The sequence below is a fragment of the Arthrobacter sp. UYNi723 genome, from assembly GCF_054057635.1.
The window spans coordinates 57,854-79,436 of sequence record NZ_JBSRZM010000005.1 but is presented as its reverse complement, the minus strand read 5'-3'; the positions used below and the strand labels follow the sequence as shown (position 1 = coordinate 79,436).

Below are 21,583 nucleotides of genomic sequence, written 5' to 3'. Positions count from 1 at the left end.
GCAGATGAGCAAAAACGTAGAGGTGGAGCAGCGTGGTTGAGAAGAACCGAGTAGCCGGTGAAACCCCGGTGGTGCAGCGGATACCGCCTGCTGAAACCGTGAACACCGCCTCCGGGCAAGGGAACACAGCGAAGCCCGGGACCAAGCCCCGCAGGAAGGTCACCCCGGAAGAGGTCGAGGCCAAGTTCGCTGCACTGCGGGCCCGGCGCGAGGAGCGCCAGGCGAACCGGTCTCCGCGCGAGATGGGCAAGCTGGTCCGCGTGGTGATTGCCTCGGCCCTGGGGGTCGGTATCGTCGGCTTTGCCCTGGGCATCAACAACGCCGGGGAACAGCACACGGTCGAGGTCAGGACCAACCAGAACAAGGTAGCGGCCCTCACAGGAGCGCTGGAGACGCTGACGCCGGCCGACGGTGCCAACACCAAGCAGAAGCTGGTGGACGGCATCGCAGCCGCGCAGAAGCGCAGCGACGCGCTGGCAGCGGGACAGCAGCAGTTTGCCGGGATCGCCTACGCGGGCAACGCCGAGGCCGGCACCAACGACGGCAGGCCCAAGCAGGCGGTGCTCAAGTCGCTGGAACACCGCAAGGTGATCGCAGGGTTCTTCGCTCCGGAGGCACTGATCCTCACCGACGCCCAGGCGTACACGTTCAGGACCGAGGATCTACTGGGGCCGGGCAGGATCGACCCGCGCCAGCCCTGGTACACCCGGTACGAGCCCGCGAACGGAAACGAAGCCGCCCGTAAGGTCGCAGCCCCTGAGAGCTACACCTGGAAGACAGCCTCCGTCACTCTTTCGGGCACGCCCGATGTGCTGAGCGTGGTCTGGACAAACACCGACACCAAGACAGGCGATCTGCTGGCCTGGGCCACGGCCCGGTACTCGGTGGAGAGCGACACGTTCAGGAACCTGAGCGTGAACAGGACCACCCAGGGTGAGAGCCAGCAGTTGAAGGTCGGCACCGCCGGATCAGAGTCAGCCACAGCCAAGGGAGCCAAGCCGTAATGCGTGCTTTTTTCTATCGAAACGCACTGATCCTGCTTCTGGCCGGCGTGTTTGTCGCCGTGGGAATTTCCTATGCCGTGGTGACGAACACCCAGCACACGCAGGTGGTGACGCAGGAGCAGGAGATCTCAGAGCTCGATGCGCAGATGAAGACGGAACTGGCCACCGCCAGGGCCGATCAGCAGGCCGTGGTGGACAGCGCCCTGGGCACCAACGCCCAGCGGATCACTGCGGACACCGAGCTGATCCGCCAGTTCGTGAAGACCGCGGTGACCTGGAAGAGCGGTGAGGAGTACACCGCAGCCCGCGCCTCGCTCAAGCGCAAGTACAAGCTGGACGAGGGTTCGCAGTTCATGAAGGTGTACTTCCAGGAGCCGGTCTTCAACACCGATACCTCGGGGAACAAGTTCTACGTCGTGGACACCGAGGGTCTGAACTCGAATCTGTCCTCGGTCGACGTCAAGGCACTGGGCGTCGCGGGCACCGCGTACAAGTACATGGTGCTTGCGGACATTGGTTCCTCATCGAACGACGGCAAAGCAAGTGCCACCACGACTTCGGTGATCTACCTGACCCTGGATGGGGAGGGCCGGATGACTGATGTTTCCGGGTTCGCCTCGGTCTCCAAGGCGCTGACCTCCAAGTAGGGACCAGCCGCGGCGCCGCCGTCGGCATCCCGTTTGACCCGAGCAGCCGTATCCTGTGTAAACAGGGTGCGGCTGCTTTGTTCTTGCGGTAGGGTTGTGCACATATACCAGCAGATTATGCGCGTTGCGTATCCATCGACTTTACCGATTACCTCTCCGGAAGGAGTGCGAGCATGAGCCGCACCAAATCCAGCACGATCCGAAACAGCCCAGCCGTGAGTGCCCCGTCGGCGTCTTCGTCCAGGCAGTTGACCCTCGGTGACCGGGTGTACCTGAAGTTCGGCCGGTTCGGGACCAAGGTGATCCACCGCCTGGCGTCTGTGGCGGTGCTGGCCCTGGTGCTCTTCGTGGACTATCTGCTCGTGCTCTTCACCGCCGTCAACGTTCTGCCGAACATTGCCGTGCTGATCCAGCAGGGCACTGGAGTGACCTTGGATGCGCGGATCGACGCCGTGATCGCCGGGTGGCTGATTCCGGTGCTCTTTATCGTCGCAGCGGTGCTGGTTGGCGAGATCGTCGTAATGCGCCGGCTGTGGCGCTTTGCCACCGGCGTTACCCGCCGCATGGGGCAGTCCCTGTTCCGCCTGGCCGGCGAGGAACAGCAGAAGATGCCACTGGGCAAGGCATCCCTGAAGATCCGCGAGAGCTCCGCCGCCTAGACCACCAGCACGTCAAGCCATGAACGAGAACTAGCAAGGGAGTGCCGCAATGAAGGTTGCAGGGATCAAGATGACGGACCCGTGGGCATCACGGGTACTGCGCAGCAAGGGCGTCGAGACTGCGCGGGTGGCCAGTGCCCCGGTGGAAACCGTGGTGCTCATGGAGCGGGTCTCTTTTGAGCACCACGGCTCCGACAAGAATTACCGGCCACTGCTTCACCTGACCGGTGAGCTGCGGTCCATCCTGCCGGAGGAGGCTCTGCCGTATGGCGTCGAAGAGGTCACCTTCCGTTCCGGCCTGGGGCCCATCGTGGATGCGTTCTACGAGTTCGACGACGCCCAGCTCACCGAGCTGGTCAGCAAGGGCTACTTCACCGAGGGCTTCGAGCCGCCGGCGAACATGGCCGGGATTCCCTGGGAACTTCCCACCACGATCGACGCGCTGATCCTGGCACCGGAACACGACGGTGACGCTCCTGTGGTGTTCGTGACCATTCATGGACAGACCGAGCTCGCGCTGGACGCTGAGAACAGCGGTTATGACCTGGCGGAGTACTTCGAGAACAAGCTGACGCCCGAGGCGCAGCAGGAACAGGCTCTGCACAGCGCCCAGCGCGGCGTACCGACCCGATCCGGTGAGATCAACGACCTTTTCGCTGCCGAGAAGTTCACGACCCCTGATGCCGCACAGCGCTTCGAGTCCCTGACGAGGCAGTCCTCCGGTGAATTCCCTGTGGTTCGCGCCAGCATCTTCGAGGATCTGATGGCTGACTTCCGCCAGAAGCGCACCGACGAGGCTGCCGAACTGGCCGCACAGCCGGTGGAGTACGACCCGGAAACCGTTGAGGGTGTCTACCACCAGCGGATTGTTCCGGGGGTAGCCAAGGCACTGACCCTGCCGAGCGAGGACACGGTCACTCCTGACGTCGCGGAGCCGGAGGAAACAGCCACTGACGCGCCCGACGCCGGCGCTGGACAGGGTGCTCAGTCACCCGAGAAGGAGCAGGGTCTGCTGGACCTGTACGAGGAGGGCGAGGAGGACAAGGAACTGGACGTTGTTCCGGTTGCCATCACACCTGCCTCGGAGACGGTTTGGGAGCCGGAATCGGAGACTGCGGCCGCCGGTGCGCAGGAGGACACCACATCCGAGCAGCGCAACCGCCGCGTACACCGGACCCTGGAGCACGAAAAGGCTCTGGAACTGGACAACGACAAGGCAGGCACCGGCCCCGAACTGGGGTAGCCGGACCTGTTCAGGACAGATGTCCGCCGGACAAAGAGGCTGTGTTTGCTCAGGCAGCACAGCCTCTTTGCTTTTGAAATACCGACCCTGAGATGAACCCCGGAAAGAGCAAGCCATGAGCCTGAAGCAGTCGATCGTCGTGGTCAACGAGTACACGGTGAAATCCAAGAGCGGTAAAGCCAGCCGTGGAGCTACGCCCGGGGCATACGTCACCCGCTACATGGCCCGCGAGCTGGCCACCGAACCACTGGCACCCATCAGGCGCCAGCGCACCGACGACTTCATCCTGCGCTACATGGCACGGGAGAGTGCCACCGAGAGCGCCGTGAGCCGGCCGGATGTGAAGGCCCGGATCAAAGGTTCGCAGGGGGCTGGCGGAGTCGCCTTCGGCTATGGACAGGTGAGCCTGTCCGATGACCAGCTCACCTCGGCCAGCGCTGACGTCCAGGACTGGTTCGACAAGGGGCACACCGTCATGAAGACGGTGCTGAGCTTCGACCAGGAGTACCTGCGCAAGCACAACATCATCCCCGAGGACTTCGTGTGCCTGAAGAAGGGCGATTACCGCGGACACCTGGACCAGATGAAGCTCCGGCTTGCCGTCATGCGCGGCCTGGAGCGCATGGAGAGTTCCTTCTACGATGACCTGCGCTACGTCGGGGTCATCCAGGTCGACACAGAGCATGTTCACTGCCACCTAGCCATGGTCGACGCAGGCAAAGGCGTGGTGACCAAGGACGGCACCCAGCGCGGAAAGATCCATGCTCCCGCCAAGTCGCTGCTCCGGCGCAGCATGGATGCCTGGCTCGATGAGAAGCAGACGGTCAAGCACATGAGTTCGGCCGTCGGCTATGAGCGCCGCAACGTGACCACATTCGTGAAGCGCTGGGCCCACCAGCAGATGCTGCGCGAGTCACTGCCCCAGTTCCTGGTCGCGTGCCTGCCCGAAGACCGGCGGCTATGGCGTTCGAGCACCAACCACGAGTCGATGAAGAAGCCGAACCGGATCGTGCGCGAACTGGTCGAGGAAGTGCTGGCACGACCTGAGTCACCGCTGCCCCACGCGATGGAGCAGGTCCATGAGTATGCGAACCACCGCCGTGAGGCCGAGGAACTGAGCACGCCGCAGTGGCGCCGGCTGATCGAATCCGGCAGGGAGAAGATCATTGAGCGCGGCGTCAACGGCGTGTACGGGCTGCTGAGGGCCCTGCCCGATGATGCCCTGCGGGTCCGCACACCGATGCTCGACGCCATGGGCATGGACTACGAAGAGCTGGCCGCCAACGCCAGCGAGAGTTCACAGCAGGGGGAGCAGGACGATCTGCTCGGCTTCGGCTTCCGGCTGCGCAGCTACTCCTCGCGGATGGAACATCACCGGGAAAAGCGCAGCGTCTATCACGAGAACGCGCGGATGTGGGAGAAGGCCGACGACGCCGGAATTGCTTCGGTGTCCTCCCGGGTGCTCTACGAGTTCTATCTGGAGGAAGAGGATTACCACGCCCGGTGCGCAGCGAAATATCAGAAGTTCCTGGCCTTCGCGCCGCCCGCCGCTGACTGGTACAAGCAGTGGAACACCGTCGCGGAATACGGAGAACGGCTTCTGTCGCTTGAGTCCATGCGCAAGGACGGCTCACTGCGGAAGATGAAGGACGGCAACGAGGCCGAGAAGCTGGGCCGGGACATCTACGGTCAGCCGGGCGCGCATCTGTTGACCCTGACGGGCACCGCGGGAACCGACGTGCTCGATGACCGGATCGCACGGATGCGTCGGAGTTACGAGAGCCGTATCGCTGAGCTGCGCACTGAACTCGCTGCCCAGGGTCTGAAGCTGGAGATCACTGTCGATCCTGAGGGCAAGACACCTGATACTGCCCAGATCTCCGCCGGTGCGGAGTACGCCTTCGAGGACGTGAAGGGCTTGGACCTTCACCACATGCGCTACGACTTCTCCTCCGACGTTCAGGTGGGTGCCAAGGCGCGTTCGCAGTTTGTGCAGTGGGCACGTTCCCGGCGCGACCATCGGGACAGGGCGATGGAATACCTGCGGGCCTCGGGTCAGATTGCTGCGATCGAGAACATGCCGGTCGCCGACATCGACACCATGAACGAACTGGCGGACAAGCTCGGCCGCGACGCGACCACGGCCGTGCTCCCCTCCGAGGTGGCGGCGATCTCCAGGGAGCGGGAGGCGCTGCGGCGCTCACGCACCGTACGGCTGGGCACGGATCTGGTGGCACAGGTGGAAAACGAGGTTGACCGGTTCGCTGTGTACGTGCTGCCGGAGGTTGATGCGGTCACGTCCATAACGCCCCAAACAGCACAGGGGCAGTCACGTACAAATAACGGTCTCGGATAACAAATATGCTGGTTTACGGTTAAATGCGTGCACAACGCTGGCGCTTATAGTTTGGCTTGTATTAGGGTGTAAGAGTCTCGTCCAGTACTTCATTATTGGACACGGACAGCCACGACGGCACCGGGCGACTCGACGCGCGGATTGAATTCAAAGGAGACAAATCATGGCAAATCTCAGGGGTCCGGGTTCAATGAAGGCGATCAACCTGGTCGCAGTGACCTTTCCCAATAGCGTGACCAAGGATGGCAAGTCGCGTTACCTGGATGTTCAGGTCGACGCACAGGACTCCCGCGCTCCCGGTCAGACCAATCTCCACCTGGTCACCGAACGGGTGAAGGACAAGGAGGGCAAGGACCGCATCAACAACGGCGCTCCCTACTCGACTGCACAGTTCGCGTCCATCAAGGAAGCCGCCGGCGACAACGTCGTCACGCTCCCCAATGGCGCGGAAGTTTATTCGGTGAAGGCGGACCTCATGCCGTCCAGCCGGAAGTCTGGTCTGGTGCTCAACACCAAGACCGTCGAAGCATCCGATTTCAAGATCGACACCAAGGTGCTGGACAACCAGTTCGCGTCTGTCAAGGAAGCCAAGACCGCCCAGGCCGAAGCTCCGCAGGCTGACGCCGCCGAGGCACAGGCAGAGGCCCCGCAGGCCGAAGCCGCTGAGGCAAAGGTTGACGAGCCCGCACTTGGCTAAACAGTCGGTAACCAGCGAAAGCCCGGTTTGAGAGACAACCTCTCAAACCGGGCTTTCGTGCTTTATGCAGCAAAACGATCACGACCAAGGGGAACAGAGTCATGGCAGCAAACGAACACAGCAGAGATCAGAACGGGCCCGCGGCAGCCCAGGGTGGTCCGGGAGCAGGCAGGTCGGGATTTTCCTCGCAGACGGGTCTCGGCACTTTTCGGAGCCTGGCCAAGAGTTTGCCGTCCGCGCCCTCACCGGGTCAGCCCGGGTCGCGGTCCAATCCTCAGGTGGTCAGCCGCGAGGAACAGGCAGCTCGTCGGGCCGCAGGCAAGAGCGGTCCCGGAATGCAAGCGAAGGGTGCTGGCAAGAAGTCCCTGGACATCGGGATGCCGCCGGGCATGATCCAGAGGGCGTCCCCGGAGATTCTGAACCCCGGCGGCGCTGAGAAGCAGGAGCCGGGCGTGGTTGGCGCCTCCGCCCATGGCTTTGTCGGCGGCGTGATGGCCGGGGCGCAGATGAACATGGGCAGCACGACACCCGATGCCCCCGGCCAAGGTGACGATGTCCTCACGAAGGAAGATTCCGTGAAGAACGCTGAGGCAGCTGCTGCGTCCATCAACAAGGTGGTCATGAATCCGGAGCACATTGCCCGCCTGGAGGCGCTGACCAGCCAACAGAATGACGGCCTCGAAAGCGGCGGTGGCCGGTACGGTCGCTGAGCCAACTGACTGAGCACCCACAGGGCGGCCATCCCGGGAGACCGGAGTGGCCGCCCTTATCTGTGCACGTAACCATGGTGTTAGGATTATGCTGACTTATCAGGATAAATCGCGTATTTATAGCAAACGCTAGGCAGGTGGCATGTTCGACAACGATTCGCTCAAAGACCAGTACAAGATTCTGATGGAGTACTCACACCCGGTGAAGGAAGCGGAACGTGACATTGTCGGCCGGGATCACGAGATTTCCCAGCTCATGGCCGCGATGAGCCGACCGGAGCTGTGCAACGCACTGCTGCTGGCCCCTGCCGGTGCAGGCAAGAGCGCCCTGGTACAGGCCACCATGCTGCGGGACACCGCCCGGGTGTACCGCGAGGTGGACCTGGCAAACATGATCTCGGGGTTGGCCAACCTCGAAGAGATGGCCGGGCTGCTCAAGCGCTTCTTCGACGAGGCGGAGACCTTCGCCGAGAACGAGGACCAGGAGCTGGTGCTCTTCATGGACGAGTTCCACCAGATCGTCCAGCTTTCACCGGCTGCTGTGGAGGCCCTCAAGCCAATTCTGGCGGCCTCGGGCGCCCGGGGGATCAGGGTCATCGCCGCGACCACGTACGACGAGTTCAAGACGCACATTGCACCCAACCAGCCACTGGTGGAGCGACTTCAGCGCATCAACCTGACACCGAGCGACAAGGTCACCACCATCTCGATCCTGCGCGGCATGGCCGAGCGGTACAAGGTCGCGGACATGTTCTACGACGACCACCTCTTCGAGCAGATCTACGACTACACGCAGCGCTTCGTGCCGGCTTCCTCCCAGCCGCGCAAGTCGATCCTGGTGCTTGATTCCATGGTGGGCTGGCACCGGTTCACGAACCGGGACATGGACCGGACGCTGCTGGCGGACGTTCTCCTGGAGTCGATCAACGTCAACGTCGCCTTCCGGGTCGACGCGGTGAAGATCAAAGCACAGCTCGACGGGAAGGTGTTCAGTCAGCAGTACGCCACCCAGGCAGTGGCGCGCAGGCTTCAGCTCTGCGTGGCCGACCTGCACGACAAGACCAAGCCGATGAGCTCCTTCCTGTTTACCGGCTCGACCGGTGTGGGCAAGTCCGAGCTGACCAAGCAGCTGGCCCGCCTGCTCTTCGGTGATGACCAGCGCCGGCTGATCCGCTTCGACATGACCGAGTACGCCTCGGATGAATCCCTGGCCTCCTTCAAATCCGAGCTCTCTGCCCGGGTGTGGCAGCTGGGCCACGCAGTGGTCCTCTTTGACGAGATCGAAAAGGCATCTCCCATGGTCATCAGGCTGCTGCTGCAAGTCCTGGACGACGGCCGCCTCACCGATGACAACAGCCGCGAGGTCTCTTTCCTGAACACGTACGTGGTTCTGACGACCAACGCCGGCGCGGAGATCTACAAGACGATCGCTCAGTACGAGGAGGACGACACTGGCTCGGGGGAGAAGCTCAAGGATTACACCAAGCAGATCCGGCGCTCGATCACGAGCACCCAGGGCGAGAACAGGTTCCCGCCAGAGCTTCTGGGCCGCATTGATGCGATCGTTCCGTTCCAGCCGCTGAGCCGTGAGACCCAGCGCAAGATCGTGCTGAGCAAGATGCGTCAGATTGCCCAGGAAGTGCTCACCAAGCACAACGTGCGGGTGAAGATCGACGACAAGGTCCTCCAGTACCTCATTGACGACAAGGGCGACACGGAATCCGATGCGGGCGGTGCCCGCGCAGCAATCGGAAAGCTCACCGACGAGGTGACTACAGAGGTCGCAGCGTTCATCAACGCCCATCCCTCAGAGCGGACAATCCGCGTCGACGTGCAGGGCGATCTGGTCAGCGACAACAAAGATATGTTGAAGACCGATGCACGCATTGAAGTGACAGCAGTTAGGTAATAAGTTAGTCTGATAAACGAGCCGATTATTGCACCGTTGTACCGGTTCGAGCCGCGCACTATCCACATAACCGATACAGCGGTGCATCAGTCAAAAAAAGAGGGAAGGGACGACATGGTATTCAGGAAGAAGAACCGCGGCGCCGAAGAGACCGGCGGCAGCATTGCCGCTGAATCAGAAGGGGGCGGCGTTGCCGTTGCCACGGCACCGAAGAAGCGCAAGCCGCAGGAGATGCTCTCCAGCGTCGTCAAGGAATCCACGGTGGGTGCCGCTGTTGCCCTGCTGCGGGAAAACGAAAGTTTCGCCCTTCCCAGCGGAAAGTCCTGGGTGGTGATCGCACTGCCCGTGGAGAACATCGGCGGGCTGAGCATGAAGCAGAAGAACGACGAGGCCAAAGGCTCGCTCATCGAGCTGATCACCGCCGACGAGATCACCACGGTGGCCACCGCGGACATGCTGGATTCGGAGATCTTCGGGATCATTCCGTCCGCGAAGAGCCTGAACCGCATGGACGAGTTCAGCCTGCTGAAGAACGCGAAGTATGTCTGGGTGGTTCTCACCCAGACCCCCGAGGGCGCACTCTCTGCGGACCCGGTGGCTGATGCGACGTACGCCGAGGCCGTTGCCGTCTCCGAGGGCCACTCCTCGCTGGCGCAGATCCTTCCTGATGTCTGGACCTGGGGCGGTGGCGACGGCGCTGAAGCCGGCGACACCACTGCTTCGGCAGAGGGCACCGCAACGGTCGCTGTCCCCGTCGTGACAGCTTCGCTCGATGAGCCCCTGACCGGTGACGCCGAGCCGTTCTCCGACGATGACAGCCCGTTCGGGGCTGACGCCGCCGACGACGAGGAGCCGATCGACTACAGCGCCCTGGCTGATGAGGAAAACGGGGACCCGGAGTTTGACGCCGACCTGGGGGAGTTCGAGAAGCAGTTCGCTGACCAGGCGGATGAGGCAGATGGTCCCGGGGTGGCTGCGGCTGCCGCCGATGCCCCGGTTGTCGGCCAGGAGCAGGAGTTCTACCACGATGACCGTGTCGTCGACGAGGAGGAGGTCCGGGCATCCATCGCCCGCCGTTTCCTGAGTTCGGATCTGGACCTGGAGATCGACCTGGAGACCTTCGAGGTCAACTTCAACACGGCTACGCCGGTGATCTCCTTCCCGCTGGAAGACGATGCCACTGACTGGCTGGGCCGCCAGGTCAACCAGCTGGCGCGTCAGGCCAACACTGAGCTGGAGCTCCTGCACCTCAACAACGAAAACAGCCTGCGCGAGCTGTACGTGTCCTTGATGTCCCAGCACATCGAACGAGTCATCGTCGATGTTTCCCCGGACCGGGAGGGCTCGTACTACAACCGCCTGATGCGGGCTGCGAAGGATGATCTGGCCGGACGCCAGAAGGCAGGTCCCGAAGAGGTTTCCGCGCTGCGTAAGGAGCTCAACGCCCGCTATGACGCGGAGGCCGCCTCCCGCGGCCGCCAGGCCGCCGAGCAGGCCGTGCTGCGCTACAAGGAGCAGAACCGTCCCCGTCACGAGCGCGAGCTTGCCGAGGTCGGCCTGACCAACGAGCGTGCGTCGGAGGAGTTCTACGACGGGGCCCAGCAGATCATCCTGGACACGCGCCGCAAGGACGCACTGGCACGGATGGATCTGGGCAAGACGAAGATCCTCGATGTCCTCATGGAGCGCCAGCAGGCGCACCGTGACGCCGAGGAGGCCCTGCTCAAGGGCTGGAGCGCGGAGATGATGAAGTTCATCGACGAAAACCGCAAGGTCGATATTGCCCGCAGCGACGCTCTGGCCGAACAGCTCTCCCGCGACACCCAGATCGAGACGCTCAAGGCCGAACATGCAGCCCGCGTCCTGGAGATGCGTGCTGAACAGGATGCCCGCGTCGCCCAGCTCGACGGAGACATCCTGAAGGTCCGCAACGAGGCCGTCGCCGAGCTCAAGGCCCGGGAAGAGACCTGGAACCACACGCTCTCCCTGGAGCAGCAGAAGACCATCTCGGCCAACAGCCGGGTACAGGATCTGCTCAGCCAGTTCGATCAGCTGGGCACCTCGCTCGAAGGGCAGTACACCCAGCGGATCGCCACCCTGGAAAGGGACAAGGAATCGTATTCCCTGGAACTGGACCGGGCCTCAAAGATCCAGTCGCGAGCGAACAAGATCATGGTCGTCCTGGTCATTGTTCTGGCTCTCGCGGCTCTTGCGGTCGGCTTCATTGTCGGCTCTGTGGTGAGTGGCTCCAATGCGGGGCCGGCGGCGTCAGCAGCGACCGCGGGTGTGTGGCCGGGTGCCGGAGATCTTCTCCCGACGCTTTAGATTCCGCGCAGGCACAGGGCGGGGCATGGTGCGGTTCCTCTTCGGAGAGAACCCCCATGCCCCGTTTTGTTCGCGTAGACTAAAACTCAGAATCTGCTCATAAACGAGCATAAACGGGCAATATTTACAGAGGAGAGCCGCAATGGCAGGAAAGAGCAGCAGGCGGGCAGCCCGCCCGAATGCCAGTAACTGGGACAAGGTCTCGGCAAAGGACCACAGCGAGACGCTGGCCAACCGCGACGTCTACGAGGACCAGCAGCTTGACCGCTCAAAGATCAATGCCAAGCTCTCCAAGACCAGCCGGACCTGGGCTGCGGTTATCGCCGGGGTCGTGGTGTTTGTCCTGGCCTGGGGTGTCTTCACCATGGGCGCGGTGCTGTTCAGCAGCCTGGGCGGCGCGATCAGCGGTCTCGGCTCCGGGTCCGGGGGCGGTTCCTCCGCCGGGGCTCCGCAGTACTACGAATCGGTGATCGTGACTCCAGCCGAGGCGCGGAAGCTGGGGCTCGACAATCCGGGCGCCGGTGCCCGTGAGTGTGTCTTTGCCCTGGACCAGTCCGGCAAGATGCTCGACAAAACCTGCCACAAGAACAAGGACGAGATTGCCATCCCGCAGTGGTTCCTCGACCAGGAGGCCGCAGCCGGCTCTCCCGGCGCAAAGGGCAAAGACAGCACAGGTTTCAGCGCCGCCGGCATGATGGCGGACCTGTTGAGCGTGTCGCTGTGGAAGGTGCTGTTCTCGCTGCTGCTGGGCGGCATGACGTTCGGACTGCTCTATCCGTACCTGATGCGCAACCTTCAGGCACAGAACCTGATGAACGACACCACGGACATCAACCAGTACGCCAACGATCAGCACATCGCCCTGCCCGAGGAAATCCAGCGCAAATTCGACTGGTTCCCGGACGTGGGAGCACACAGCAACGTCCAGCCCAGCTCGATGATCAGCCACATGATGATGACCAACAAGGGCCTGAAAACGATCGGTGTCTCACGGCGTGCCGAGAAGGACATGCTCGATGCCGACGGCGACATGGAGTACCTCAAGGGCGAGATCCTGCGCGACGACCAGGACAGCGCGCTGTTGGAACAGCTGCCGATCATCGACGAGAAGTTCGGTTCGGCGCTCTTTGATGCCTCGGGCCTGCCCGAGGACAAGGCACTGCGGAAGTTCTACGACGTCTCCAAGATTCCTTACAACCCCGGCAACAAGGACCTGGACAAGCTCAAGGGCTTCGACACCGTGGGGGAGCTGATCAACGAGGACTGGGACTTCCCCGAGTACGAGGTCCAGCGCCCCGGCGGGGCCTACATTGTGGACACGGCTCCGGTGAACACGATGGTCCTGGCCATTACCCGTGCCGGTAAGGGTCAGACCTACATCGAGCCGATGCTCGATATGTGGATGCGCGAGAAGCGTCCCAACAACGTGGTCATCAACGACCCCAAGGGTGAACTGCTGGTCAAGAACTACGTGAAGGCCACCATGCGCGGCTTCCAGGTGGTCCAGTTCAACCTGATCAACGCCATGAAGACCGACATCTACAATCCGCTCGGCATGGCCGCAGACGCCGCCCGCGAGGGTGATGCGACCAAGTGCGCGATCTACGTGGAGAACATCGCCGATGTGTTCTTCCCGACCGACGGTGGCGAAGACCCGGTGTGGCCCAACGCGGCCAACAACGCGTTCAAGCGTGCCGCGTACGGCCTGATCGACTTCTACCTGGAGGAGGAGCGCGAACTGCGCGAGATGGCTGCCAGGACGGGCATGGACGCGCAGCAGCTGGAGGTCAAGCTCGACACCATGTGGGGCAAGGTGACCCTCTACAACTGCTACCAGCTGTTCGTGCAGCTGACCTCGAAGAAGATGAAAAACCCCATCAAGGAACTTGAAGCGCGCTTCAAGGCCGGGGAATTTGAGCACATGGAGGACGGCCAGGAGATCTACAACGCCGAGTTCGAGGTGGCACAGCGCAAGGCGGTGCTCTGGGAGGACAAGCCCGAAACGGACATGCTGACGCTGTATTTCTCGGCCACCGAGGCAATGCCGCAAAACACCATGCGGACCCTGATCGGCAACGCGAACAACGCACTGAAGGCCATGGCCGGCGCAGAGAAGATGCTGGCATCTGTCTACGGCATCGCGATCACCGCGATGAGCTTCTTCACCGATCCGACGATCTCGACGCTGACCTCGGGAACCCCGAGCCAGAACACGGACCTCGGCGGGCTGAGCTTCCCGCGGCGCATGGGTGTCCGGTTCGGCATGAACTACCTCAAGCGCGATCACCTGATCGGCTCGCAGGCCAAGTGGGACGCGTACAGCGACCCGATGTTCACCGAACCCCTGGGCAAGGATTTCGAGCACGAGGACATCGTTTCCCGTGAAGGCTGGGCCCGGTACTTCTTCCCGGGCAAGTTCCCGACAGACAACGCCTACCTGCGGCTGCGCCTGGTGAACCCGCAGACCCAGATGCTGATCCGGACGATGCACTTCCACTTCAAGAAGGATTACCAGAGCTCGCTCAACGGCCGGTATTACATCACCGATCCGGTCACGAGCAAGAAGATCGTCAAGAACGGCATCATCATGGAGCTCAAGCAGGTCCGGAATGAAGCCGGGGAGGTCATCCGATACGAGCCGGGGCACACCGTGTACCCGCAGATGCGCCTGGACAACGTCACTTCGTCCAGCCCGGAGAAGGTCATGGGCAAGGCCCAAGCCATCATCTCCACCATGGTCCGGTACTCGGAGTCCCCGAAGATGGTCTTCCTGGTCACGCCGCCGCACCTGATGAAGTACGCCAAGCTGATCCTGATCCTGATCAAGCAGCTGGTGGACCTGAACTTCGACAAGTCGTACATGACCAAGTCCAACCAGAAGCCGCTGTACAAGACCCGCTTCATGCTCGATGAGCTGGGCAACCTTCAGTCCGAGGGTCACGGCATCTCGGGCTTCGAGACCATGCTCTCCATCGGCCTGGGTCAGGAGCAGCAGTTCACGCTGATCCTCCAGACCCTCCAGCAGCTCCGGGACGTCTACGGCGAGAGTGTCGACAAGATCGTCCAGGGCAACACCTCGAACATCGTGTTCCTGAAGTCCACGGATGACTCGATGCTGGACACGCTCCAGAAGATGTCGGGCACCAAGCACCGGGCCTACACCGACTCCAAGACGGTGACCAAGGACATGGAGCGGATGCTCATGCAGACCGAAGGCAAGGTCTCCTACACCATGAGCGTGAAGGAGGAGCCGGTCATCAGCTACAACGACATGGCCTTCATCTCCGAACGCAACAGCATTGTCTTCCGCGCCGGCGACTCACCTGTCTGGAACAGGAACGAGACGATCCTGCCGATGTCCTGGCGCCTGTTCAAGAACACCATCGAGCACGCCGGCCACGATTACTCGCTGCAAACCATTCCGACGCTGTCTTCGGCGCTGGACTTTGATGTGCGGCTGAACCAGCCGGACTTCACCAAGATGCTGGCCAAGCGCATGGCCCAGGCCGAGCGCGCGGCCGAGGCCAAGGAGCTTTACCAGACGGCATACGACTACACCGAGTACGACATCTCCCGGTTGGACCCGGACGTTTACTCCGACGAAGTAATGGGCCTGATCGAGTCAATGGCGTGGGAGGAACTGGGCATAGATCCTCAGAATCTAGAGGAATTCGATGCAGATGCCTATGATTCATCCTTCATGATCAACGATGATGAGTACCAGGAAAACACCGAGGTGCTCGAAGCCACGGCCAAACGTATGGAGGCAATGGATCAGATGGGTCAGAAGATCTACGCGGGCAGTTCAATCAGCCGGGACATGTTGATCAAGCCCAATGGCCAGGCTCTGCTGAACACCCTGGACGCCGAGATCGTGGCCGCTTACAAGGCAGCCCGACCGCACCTGGAAAAGGACACCGAACACTTCTCCGTCGGCGGGGACGGCTCGCTGCGCAGTCGCGACGGCCGTGTCACCTACATCTCCAAGCTCGACGAGTCCCAGGCCCTGCGGGAGGCGCAGAAGGCGTCCCGCGACGAAGACTCCAGGGTCTTCGCCGAGGACGACCTGGAAGCTGATTTCGAGACGATCAGCAGTTTCCAGGTGCACAGCGAGTTCTATGAGTTCCTGGGCTCGCTCGATACCTGGCTGGGGCTGGCACGGGGTGAGTTCGACCGGGAGATGAGCGTGCAGATGCGGGTCCGCGAAGTGTAGCTGCCGGAAACGGCTTTTATGCTGATAGACCAACAAAAAAAGGCCACTAAGACGTAACAGTCTTGGTGGCCTTTTTGGTGCGTAGGTGTAATAATTGCTACATATTGAATGTAGCCGTAGTCGTCGCGGACGACTGATTTATCAGGAGAAAGCTATGAAAAGTACGACACCGGGTATGCGCGCTTATCTGTACGAATACATGTTTTACCGCACGATTCAGCGGACGCAGGAAAACATCGGGTCGACGATCATGGTTTCCCAGGCACGGCACCTCCGGGACGTAGTGGGCGAAAAGCTCGCTGCTCAGGGTCTCTCGATGACGGACGCGGACCTGAAGGTTTCCCCGGTTCTGAGGGCCTTCGAGGAGACAATGCGGGAGAACGTCCCCGGCTACAAGAGCCTCTTTTCCCAGACCCGCGAGGGCGGAACCCAGTTCACGACCGATTCCAAGGGCTACGGCCAGCTCAGCAACGAGTTCATGGGCATGGCCGGTCTCTCGGCCGCCGTCAGCACAGGCCCCGCCGGACCCCGGCTGCCGATCAGCCCGTACGATCCGCGCTGGGCGGTGCGCAGCACCGTGAAGCAGGCCGGCTCGCACCTGCTGAACATCCCGGACCAGCTCATCGAGGAGCTGGCCGAAGGCAAGGTGGCGCAGCTGGCCGGGACACGGGACAAGGATCTGATCCTCTACGGCACCGATGAAGACGGCAAGGCCGTTGAAGCGGGCCGGGCCATGACGGTCGATGATATTTCCGGCATGACTGAGCTGATGAACAAGATGTCCGCCCAGGAGTACCGCGATGTGCGCCAGTGGCTGGTTGACGGCGGAATCAACGAACAGGGCCGCATGGACTACAGCCGGTTCATGAGCGCCGAGGCGCTCTCCCGGTCCGTGGCCATCCTGAACGAGCTCGGCGAGCAGGGCACGCCGTACAAGGTGCTGCGTGACCGCAAGCAGGGTCAGGTCCGGGCGCAGATCGAGGGCACCAAGATCAGCGTGCGTCTGACCGACACCCGCGACCAGGAACACTTCGTCGGCCGGGTCTACGACGACGGCGTGGTGACCCGCTACACCACCAACCACAAGCTTCCGGGCTCGGATAAGACGGTCAACTACACCCCGACCGCCCAGGAGAGCGTGGATCTGCTGCGCATCGCCCAGGGACGTCCCGTGGAGCGTGCGGACGGCAAGGGTGCGGTGGGGGTTGTCGGTTCGCACAGCGAGATGGTCTGGAACAAGTCAGCCGGCAAGGCTGTCTCCACTGAGATCCAGGAGAGCTACTACAGCTCGGGGTCGGCCATGTTTGTCGTCGGTGACCTGGTAACAGATGACTCCGGCCGCCCCTCGGGCTCCCAGGTGATCATCCGGCGTGATGCCTCCCAGCGCAGCGCCTCCTCGAAGTTCTTCGTCGACGCCGAAGCCGCCGAAGCGTACCTGAAGACCGCTGTGGACAGCGCCCGGACCAACATCACGGCCTCCCTGAGCGTGGACGACCTGATCCAGGCCGTCGAGGACCACCGGGAGGATGCCGAGACCGGCGTCTGGTTCCCTGAATTCGACGGGGACCCGGAGATTGCCGGCATCCAGCGCAGCTACTGGGATGTGCTGCGTGGAGCGCAGAGCACCCTGCTGCGTCCCGGCGCCACCGAGGACGCCTACCTGGAAAAGCTCAGCTCCATTGGTGAGCTTGGCCAGGACGACGTTTCCGGCCTGAGCGACCATGATCTGCTGGTGGGCGATCTGGCCTACGTCGGCAGCGCTGAGCAGAAGGTCCGGGACCACTCCGCTGACACGCTCGATGCCCTGGTGGGCAGCTACGAACTGCACGAGGCGCGCGACGCCGACGGGCAGTGGAACCGGCAGCGGTTCGATCCGGTACGCCTGGCCAAGTACATGACCAGCGAGTTCGGTACCTGGCGCAACAACGACGACATCGTCGGGGCACTGCGGGCCGCTGATATTCCGGCTGATGAACTGATGGGGGACAGCTTCTACGCGAACACCATCCGGGACCGGCTGGTGAAGTTCAACGAGGCCACTGCACAGCAGCTCGGCGAGATCGAAGACCCCTTCGTGCAGCGCATGGCCGAAACGGTACGCGCGACCATCGAGCGCAACGGCGCCAGTGTCCAGCAGATCGCCGTGGACGACAACGGCATCGTGCTGTGGACGGCCGAGCGCCGCAAGGGCCTGAAGGGCGAGACGGAAACCGTGACCGGCCAGATCGGGCAGATCTTCTCCCGGGGCGAGCACGACGAGATCGTCACCAAGTTCGCCGGCGGCGACAACTATCTGTTCGTGCCCGGCTACGAAGCGGGCATCTCCGTGCAGAAGCCCGGGGAGAACAAAAGCGTCGAAGAGCGCACCAAGCTGCGCGGCTACGAGCAGATCATGACGGACCAGATCCAGTACAAGGTCTCCTCGGACCTGCTGGGCCAGCGCACACAGGCCGGTGAGCCGACGAGCCTGAACAGTGTTTACCGCCGGCTCTACGATGTGCGCCACGAGGTGGACTTCATCGAGCGTTCCGCCGAGGAGGGCCTGAGCGATGAATGGCGCGATGCCATCCTGGCGACCGAAGGCCGCCGGGTCCGCTACCCCAACACGGTGCGCGATGGTTCAACCATCAACGCCGAGTACCAGGCCGACAACGGCCGCGGCGTCGCAGCGCTGGACCCCGCCAACGACAACTCGCTCGACCCCTGGATTCTGACGGGTAACCGCAACATGGCCATCATGACCGAAGAGGGTGACGGGTACTTTGACCCGGTAGTGACCTCCGGCTCGATCAACCAGGGCGTGACCCGCTACCTGGTCGAGGGCGCGCAGGTGAGCCCCGAGGGACTCATCACTCCCGGCGCCAAGGATGACCGGACTCCGCTGATGAAGCACCCGGACACCAGTGCCATGCGGTTCAATCCCTTTGACCGCCAGCAGATGACTGCGAGCAACCTGATGCAGGCGGCCGCCGTGACCCCTCCGGTGAAGACGGCGATGATGACTTTCGGCGGCTGGACCGCTGATGATCCCATGGTCATCAGCCAGCGCTTCGCCCAGCAGCACCGCATCCGCGGCGTGGACGGAACCATGCGCGACCTGGTCGTGGGCGACAAGCTCTCGGACCTGCACGGGAACAAGGGAGTGATCTCCCTGGTGATTGACCCTGACATGAACCCGTTCGATGCCGAGGTCGAGAATCTCACCGAAGCGGTGGAATGGTTCAAGCAGAACCCCGAGCTGGACGTGGTGATGAGCCCGTTCTCGGCAGTGTCCCGGTTCAACGGCGGCTCGGCACGGGAGCTGATGCAGACCACTTCGGACCTGCGCTCCCCGGACGGGACTGTGCACGAGGGTTCGATGGGCGAGATGCGATTCATCGTCACGCACATGGCCGTGGACGCCAAGACACGGGTGTACGACGACGAGGCACTGGCCCAGGGGCGCGGCCGTAAGGCTTCCTCCCAGCTGGCCTGGGCCCTGGGTTCCCACGGTGCCGAGAAGGTCATGGCCGAGTGCTACGGCCCCAACAGCACCGCAGTGGGCAACTTCCGCGAGATGCTGGTGACGATGGGCCTGGACATGGAGCCTGACGGCACTCTGCGCGTCGGCTCGGACATCCTGGACGAGAACAGTGAGCGCCGGCTCTTTCCGATGCCGGAACTGATCAGGACCGCTGCCCGCAAGTCAGCCCGTGGCGAGAGCCGTCCTGGTCTGAACGTGAACCAGATGAAGCGGGAATTTGGCACCTTGATCGGGGACAAGGGTGGCGATCTCGAACTGCCGTTCCCGTTGAAGATGCCCACTGAATACCCGACGCCGGCGGCCACGGATTCTTCCTGGAAGCTGCCGGTCATGAGCTCGCACCTGCGCTCGGGCCAGGATCTGGACGATGGTTCCAGCACTGTGCACGACTACACGAACCACTACCTGACCATCCACGAGCAGGCCAGCCGGTTCAGGTTCGCCCAGGAGGAGCTGGCGGACGCCGCACTCACACCGGACCAGCGCAAGAAGCACACCGATACGCTGACCGAGGCTCCGCGTCTTGCGCAGTCGGCCTTCGACACGATCACCGACAGCCTCAAGGACAAGCGGTTTGCCGGGAAACACAACGTGTTCAAGGAACAACTCATGGCCTCCCGGCTGCCTCACTCGGCCACGGCTGTGTGGACCTCCGACCCGCGTCTGGACATCGACCAGGTGGCCATGGGTCCGGCAATGGCTGAGGCCCTCGGATTCGAGGCCGATGACCACGCGCTGATCTGGCGAGATCCGGTACTCCGCGACGGCGGCGTGCGCTACATGCGCGTCGCCATTGATCCCCGGCTCACCGGGGTGTCCATCAACCCGGTGATGGATGCCTGCTTCGATGGCGACTTCGACGGTGACGCTGTTGCCGTGGTCAGGCTTACCAGCGACGCTGCGAAAGCTGAAGCGAAACAGAAGCTGAGCGTGGAGGCGAATCTGCTCGATTTGGGCACCAAGCTCCCTGACGGCACGTACCCGCTGGCCATGCAGAACTCGCTGGACACCAAGGTTTCCCAGCATGTGAACCCGGATCTTGCCGTGCGGTTTGAGGAACTCCGGATGCGCGCCAACGACGTGAAGTTCGACCTCGACGAGGGCGACATCACGGCCCGGGAAGCGGCCCAGCGGAACGCCGATCTGACCCAGGAGCTGAGCGGCTACTACCGCGATGCGCTGAGCGGCCAGTACGGCGATGCCACGCTGAGCTTCAGCAGCGTCCCCGCCCACCTCAAGTCGGTCATGACAGCCTGTGTCGAGACCGGCGCCAAAGGCTCCGAGAAGAAAGTCCGCGATTACGCGCACTACCTCGGTGCCGATGCTGAGACGTTCGAGGATCTGGGTGACACCCAGGCGACGCAGGAAGATCACGAGGGCGTCATGTACGCCACCGCGATCAAGTCCTTCGGAACCGGTGTGGCCGGCACGTTCTCCCAGCGAGGCGTGAAGGCACTGCGCAACGAGGAGCTCAAAGCCGTTCTGGAGCTGACGTACCCCGTGACGCAGTCGGTGCTCCAAGCCAAGCACGATCCCAAGGAGGCCCGCCAGAAGTACGAAATGCTCATGGGGCCGGCGCGCGCACTGTGGAAGGGCCGCAAGCTCGAAGCCACGTCAGGTGCCGACGGCAACCGCCGCTGGGAGGCTGCCCGCGACGAGTCAGGCAAGGAGGTCCAGGCTGACACGGCAACGTGGAAGAAGCAGTTCCTGGACCTGTACACCTCCAAGGACGGGCTGAACGTCTCGATCAACGACGAGAACGTGGAGAAGGTCGCGGCGGCTCTCTCCGAGAGCGGCGTGATGATCGACATGGAAGAGCCCGCGACGGCTTCCTCGCAGGCACTTGGTTCAACCATGGACCGGTTGGCCTACGGCGGATCGTTCGAGGATGTTCTGGCGGCGGCCGCCGAGCGCGAGAACGTCTTCGAGGGTAAGCAGAACAGCCACTTCGCGCCGTACGCGCTGCGGAAGAACCAGCAGACCCTGGCTGAGTTCGACGAGCAGATTCTGGCCGGAGTGGATGCTCCTGTTCCTGAGCTGATCCCTCTCTCCAAGCGCGATGTGCTCCCCGAGCACCACGATCAGAGCAAGGCCCGCGGGGGTGTGCCGCGCAGTGCGGCAGCAGTCACTGTCTCCTCCGCCCCAGGCCGTGCACGGCGCTTCGCGCCGGTGATCCCGAAGCCCTCCACGCTTCCCGATGAGCCGTCAGCCGACACCGGCGCAGACGACTACCACCTCTAAAACGAGGCACCGGATGCCCGTCGCGGGCATCCGGCAGTTACTTTAAATCCATGCGG

At 62.6% G+C, this 21,583-nt stretch carries 11 protein-coding genes; all 11 read left to right on the top strand.

The window, feature by feature from the left end; translation table 11 throughout:
* The first annotated feature begins 32 nt into the window (after nt 1–32).
* The 11 genes from ACVWY0_RS05605 (at nt 33) to ACVWY0_RS05555 (ending at nt 21,527) form a co-directional block, all read left to right on the top strand.
* Nucleotides 33–1,004, top strand: a complete 972-nt coding sequence (locus ACVWY0_RS05605) for a hypothetical protein (protein ID WP_485835807.1) — start codon at nt 33–35, stop codon at nt 1,002–1,004.
* Nucleotides 1,004–1,651 carry a hypothetical protein gene (locus tag ACVWY0_RS05600; protein ID WP_485835806.1) on the top strand — a complete coding sequence of 216 codons (648 nt, stop codon included), beginning with the start codon at nt 1,004–1,006 and terminating at the stop codon, nt 1,649–1,651. Before ACVWY0_RS05605 ends, ACVWY0_RS05600 begins: the two co-directional genes overlap by 1 nt.
* 173 nt (nt 1,652–1,824) lie before the next feature.
* Complete coding sequence (locus ACVWY0_RS05595) at nt 1,825–2,310, top strand: hypothetical protein (protein ID WP_485835805.1); 486 nt, start codon at nt 1,825–1,827, stop codon at nt 2,308–2,310.
* Between the two features lie 49 nt (nt 2,311–2,359).
* Nucleotides 2,360–3,553, top strand: a complete 1,194-nt coding sequence (locus ACVWY0_RS05590; RefSeq protein ID WP_485835804.1) for a hypothetical protein — start codon at nt 2,360–2,362, stop codon at nt 3,551–3,553.
* 115 nt (nt 3,554–3,668) lie between these two features.
* The gene (gene mobL / locus ACVWY0_RS05585) at nt 3,669–5,909 is read left to right on the top strand and encodes a relaxase MobL (RefSeq protein WP_485835803.1); all 2,241 of its coding nucleotides are present in this window, start codon (nt 3,669–3,671) and stop codon (nt 5,907–5,909) included.
* Between the two features lie 163 nt (nt 5,910–6,072).
* Nucleotides 6,073–6,606: a hypothetical protein gene (locus ACVWY0_RS05580; protein WP_485835802.1), complete on the top strand. Its 534-nt coding sequence runs from the start codon at nt 6,073–6,075 to the stop codon at nt 6,604–6,606.
* Between the two features lie 278 nt (nt 6,607–6,884).
* Nucleotides 6,885–7,316, top strand: coding sequence for a hypothetical protein (locus tag ACVWY0_RS05575; RefSeq protein WP_485835801.1), 432 nt, complete (start codon nt 6,885–6,887; stop codon nt 7,314–7,316).
* A gap of 142 nt (nt 7,317–7,458) precedes the next feature.
* Nucleotides 7,459–9,225 carry an AAA family ATPase gene (locus ACVWY0_RS05570; protein ID WP_485835800.1) on the top strand — a complete coding sequence of 589 codons (1,767 nt, stop codon included), beginning with the start codon at nt 7,459–7,461 and terminating at the stop codon, nt 9,223–9,225.
* A 114-nt stretch (nt 9,226–9,339) separates the two neighbouring features.
* A complete protein-coding gene (locus ACVWY0_RS05565; protein ID WP_485835799.1) occupies nt 9,340–11,550 on the top strand; it encodes a hypothetical protein in 2,211 nt (736 codons plus the stop codon).
* A 142-nt stretch (nt 11,551–11,692) separates the two neighbouring features.
* On the top strand, nt 11,693–15,763 hold the full coding sequence (locus tag ACVWY0_RS05560; RefSeq protein WP_485835798.1) for a type IV secretory system conjugative DNA transfer family protein: 4,071 nt from the start codon (nt 11,693–11,695) through the stop codon (nt 15,761–15,763).
* 154 nt (nt 15,764–15,917) lie between these two features.
* Nucleotides 15,918–21,527: a hypothetical protein gene (locus tag ACVWY0_RS05555; RefSeq protein WP_485835797.1), complete on the top strand. Its 5,610-nt coding sequence runs from the start codon at nt 15,918–15,920 to the stop codon at nt 21,525–21,527.
* The last annotated feature ends 56 nt before the right edge of the window (nt 21,528–21,583 follow it).

Excerpts from the sequence above, each read along its gene's own strand:
- ACVWY0_RS05600 (WP_485835806.1), top strand. The coding sequence starts at position 1,004 with ATGCGTGCTTTTTTCTATCGAAACGCACTGATCCTGCTTCTGGCCGGC.
- ACVWY0_RS05595 (WP_485835805.1), top strand. The coding sequence starts at position 1,825 with ATGAGCCGCACCAAATCCAGCACGATCCGAAACAGCCCAGCCGTGAGT.
- ACVWY0_RS05590 (WP_485835804.1), top strand. The coding sequence starts at position 2,360 with ATGAAGGTTGCAGGGATCAAGATGACGGACCCGTGGGCATCACGGGTA.
- mobL (WP_485835803.1), top strand. The coding sequence starts at position 3,669 with ATGAGCCTGAAGCAGTCGATCGTCGTGGTCAACGAGTACACGGTGAAA.
- ACVWY0_RS05580 (WP_485835802.1), top strand. The coding sequence starts at position 6,073 with ATGGCAAATCTCAGGGGTCCGGGTTCAATGAAGGCGATCAACCTGGTC.
- ACVWY0_RS05570 (WP_485835800.1), top strand. The coding sequence starts at position 7,459 with ATGTTCGACAACGATTCGCTCAAAGACCAGTACAAGATTCTGATGGAG.
- ACVWY0_RS05565 (WP_485835799.1), top strand. The coding sequence starts at position 9,340 with ATGGTATTCAGGAAGAAGAACCGCGGCGCCGAAGAGACCGGCGGCAGC.
- ACVWY0_RS05560 (WP_485835798.1), top strand. The coding sequence starts at position 11,693 with ATGGCAGGAAAGAGCAGCAGGCGGGCAGCCCGCCCGAATGCCAGTAAC.
- ACVWY0_RS05555 (WP_485835797.1), top strand. The coding sequence starts at position 15,918 with ATGAAAAGTACGACACCGGGTATGCGCGCTTATCTGTACGAATACATG.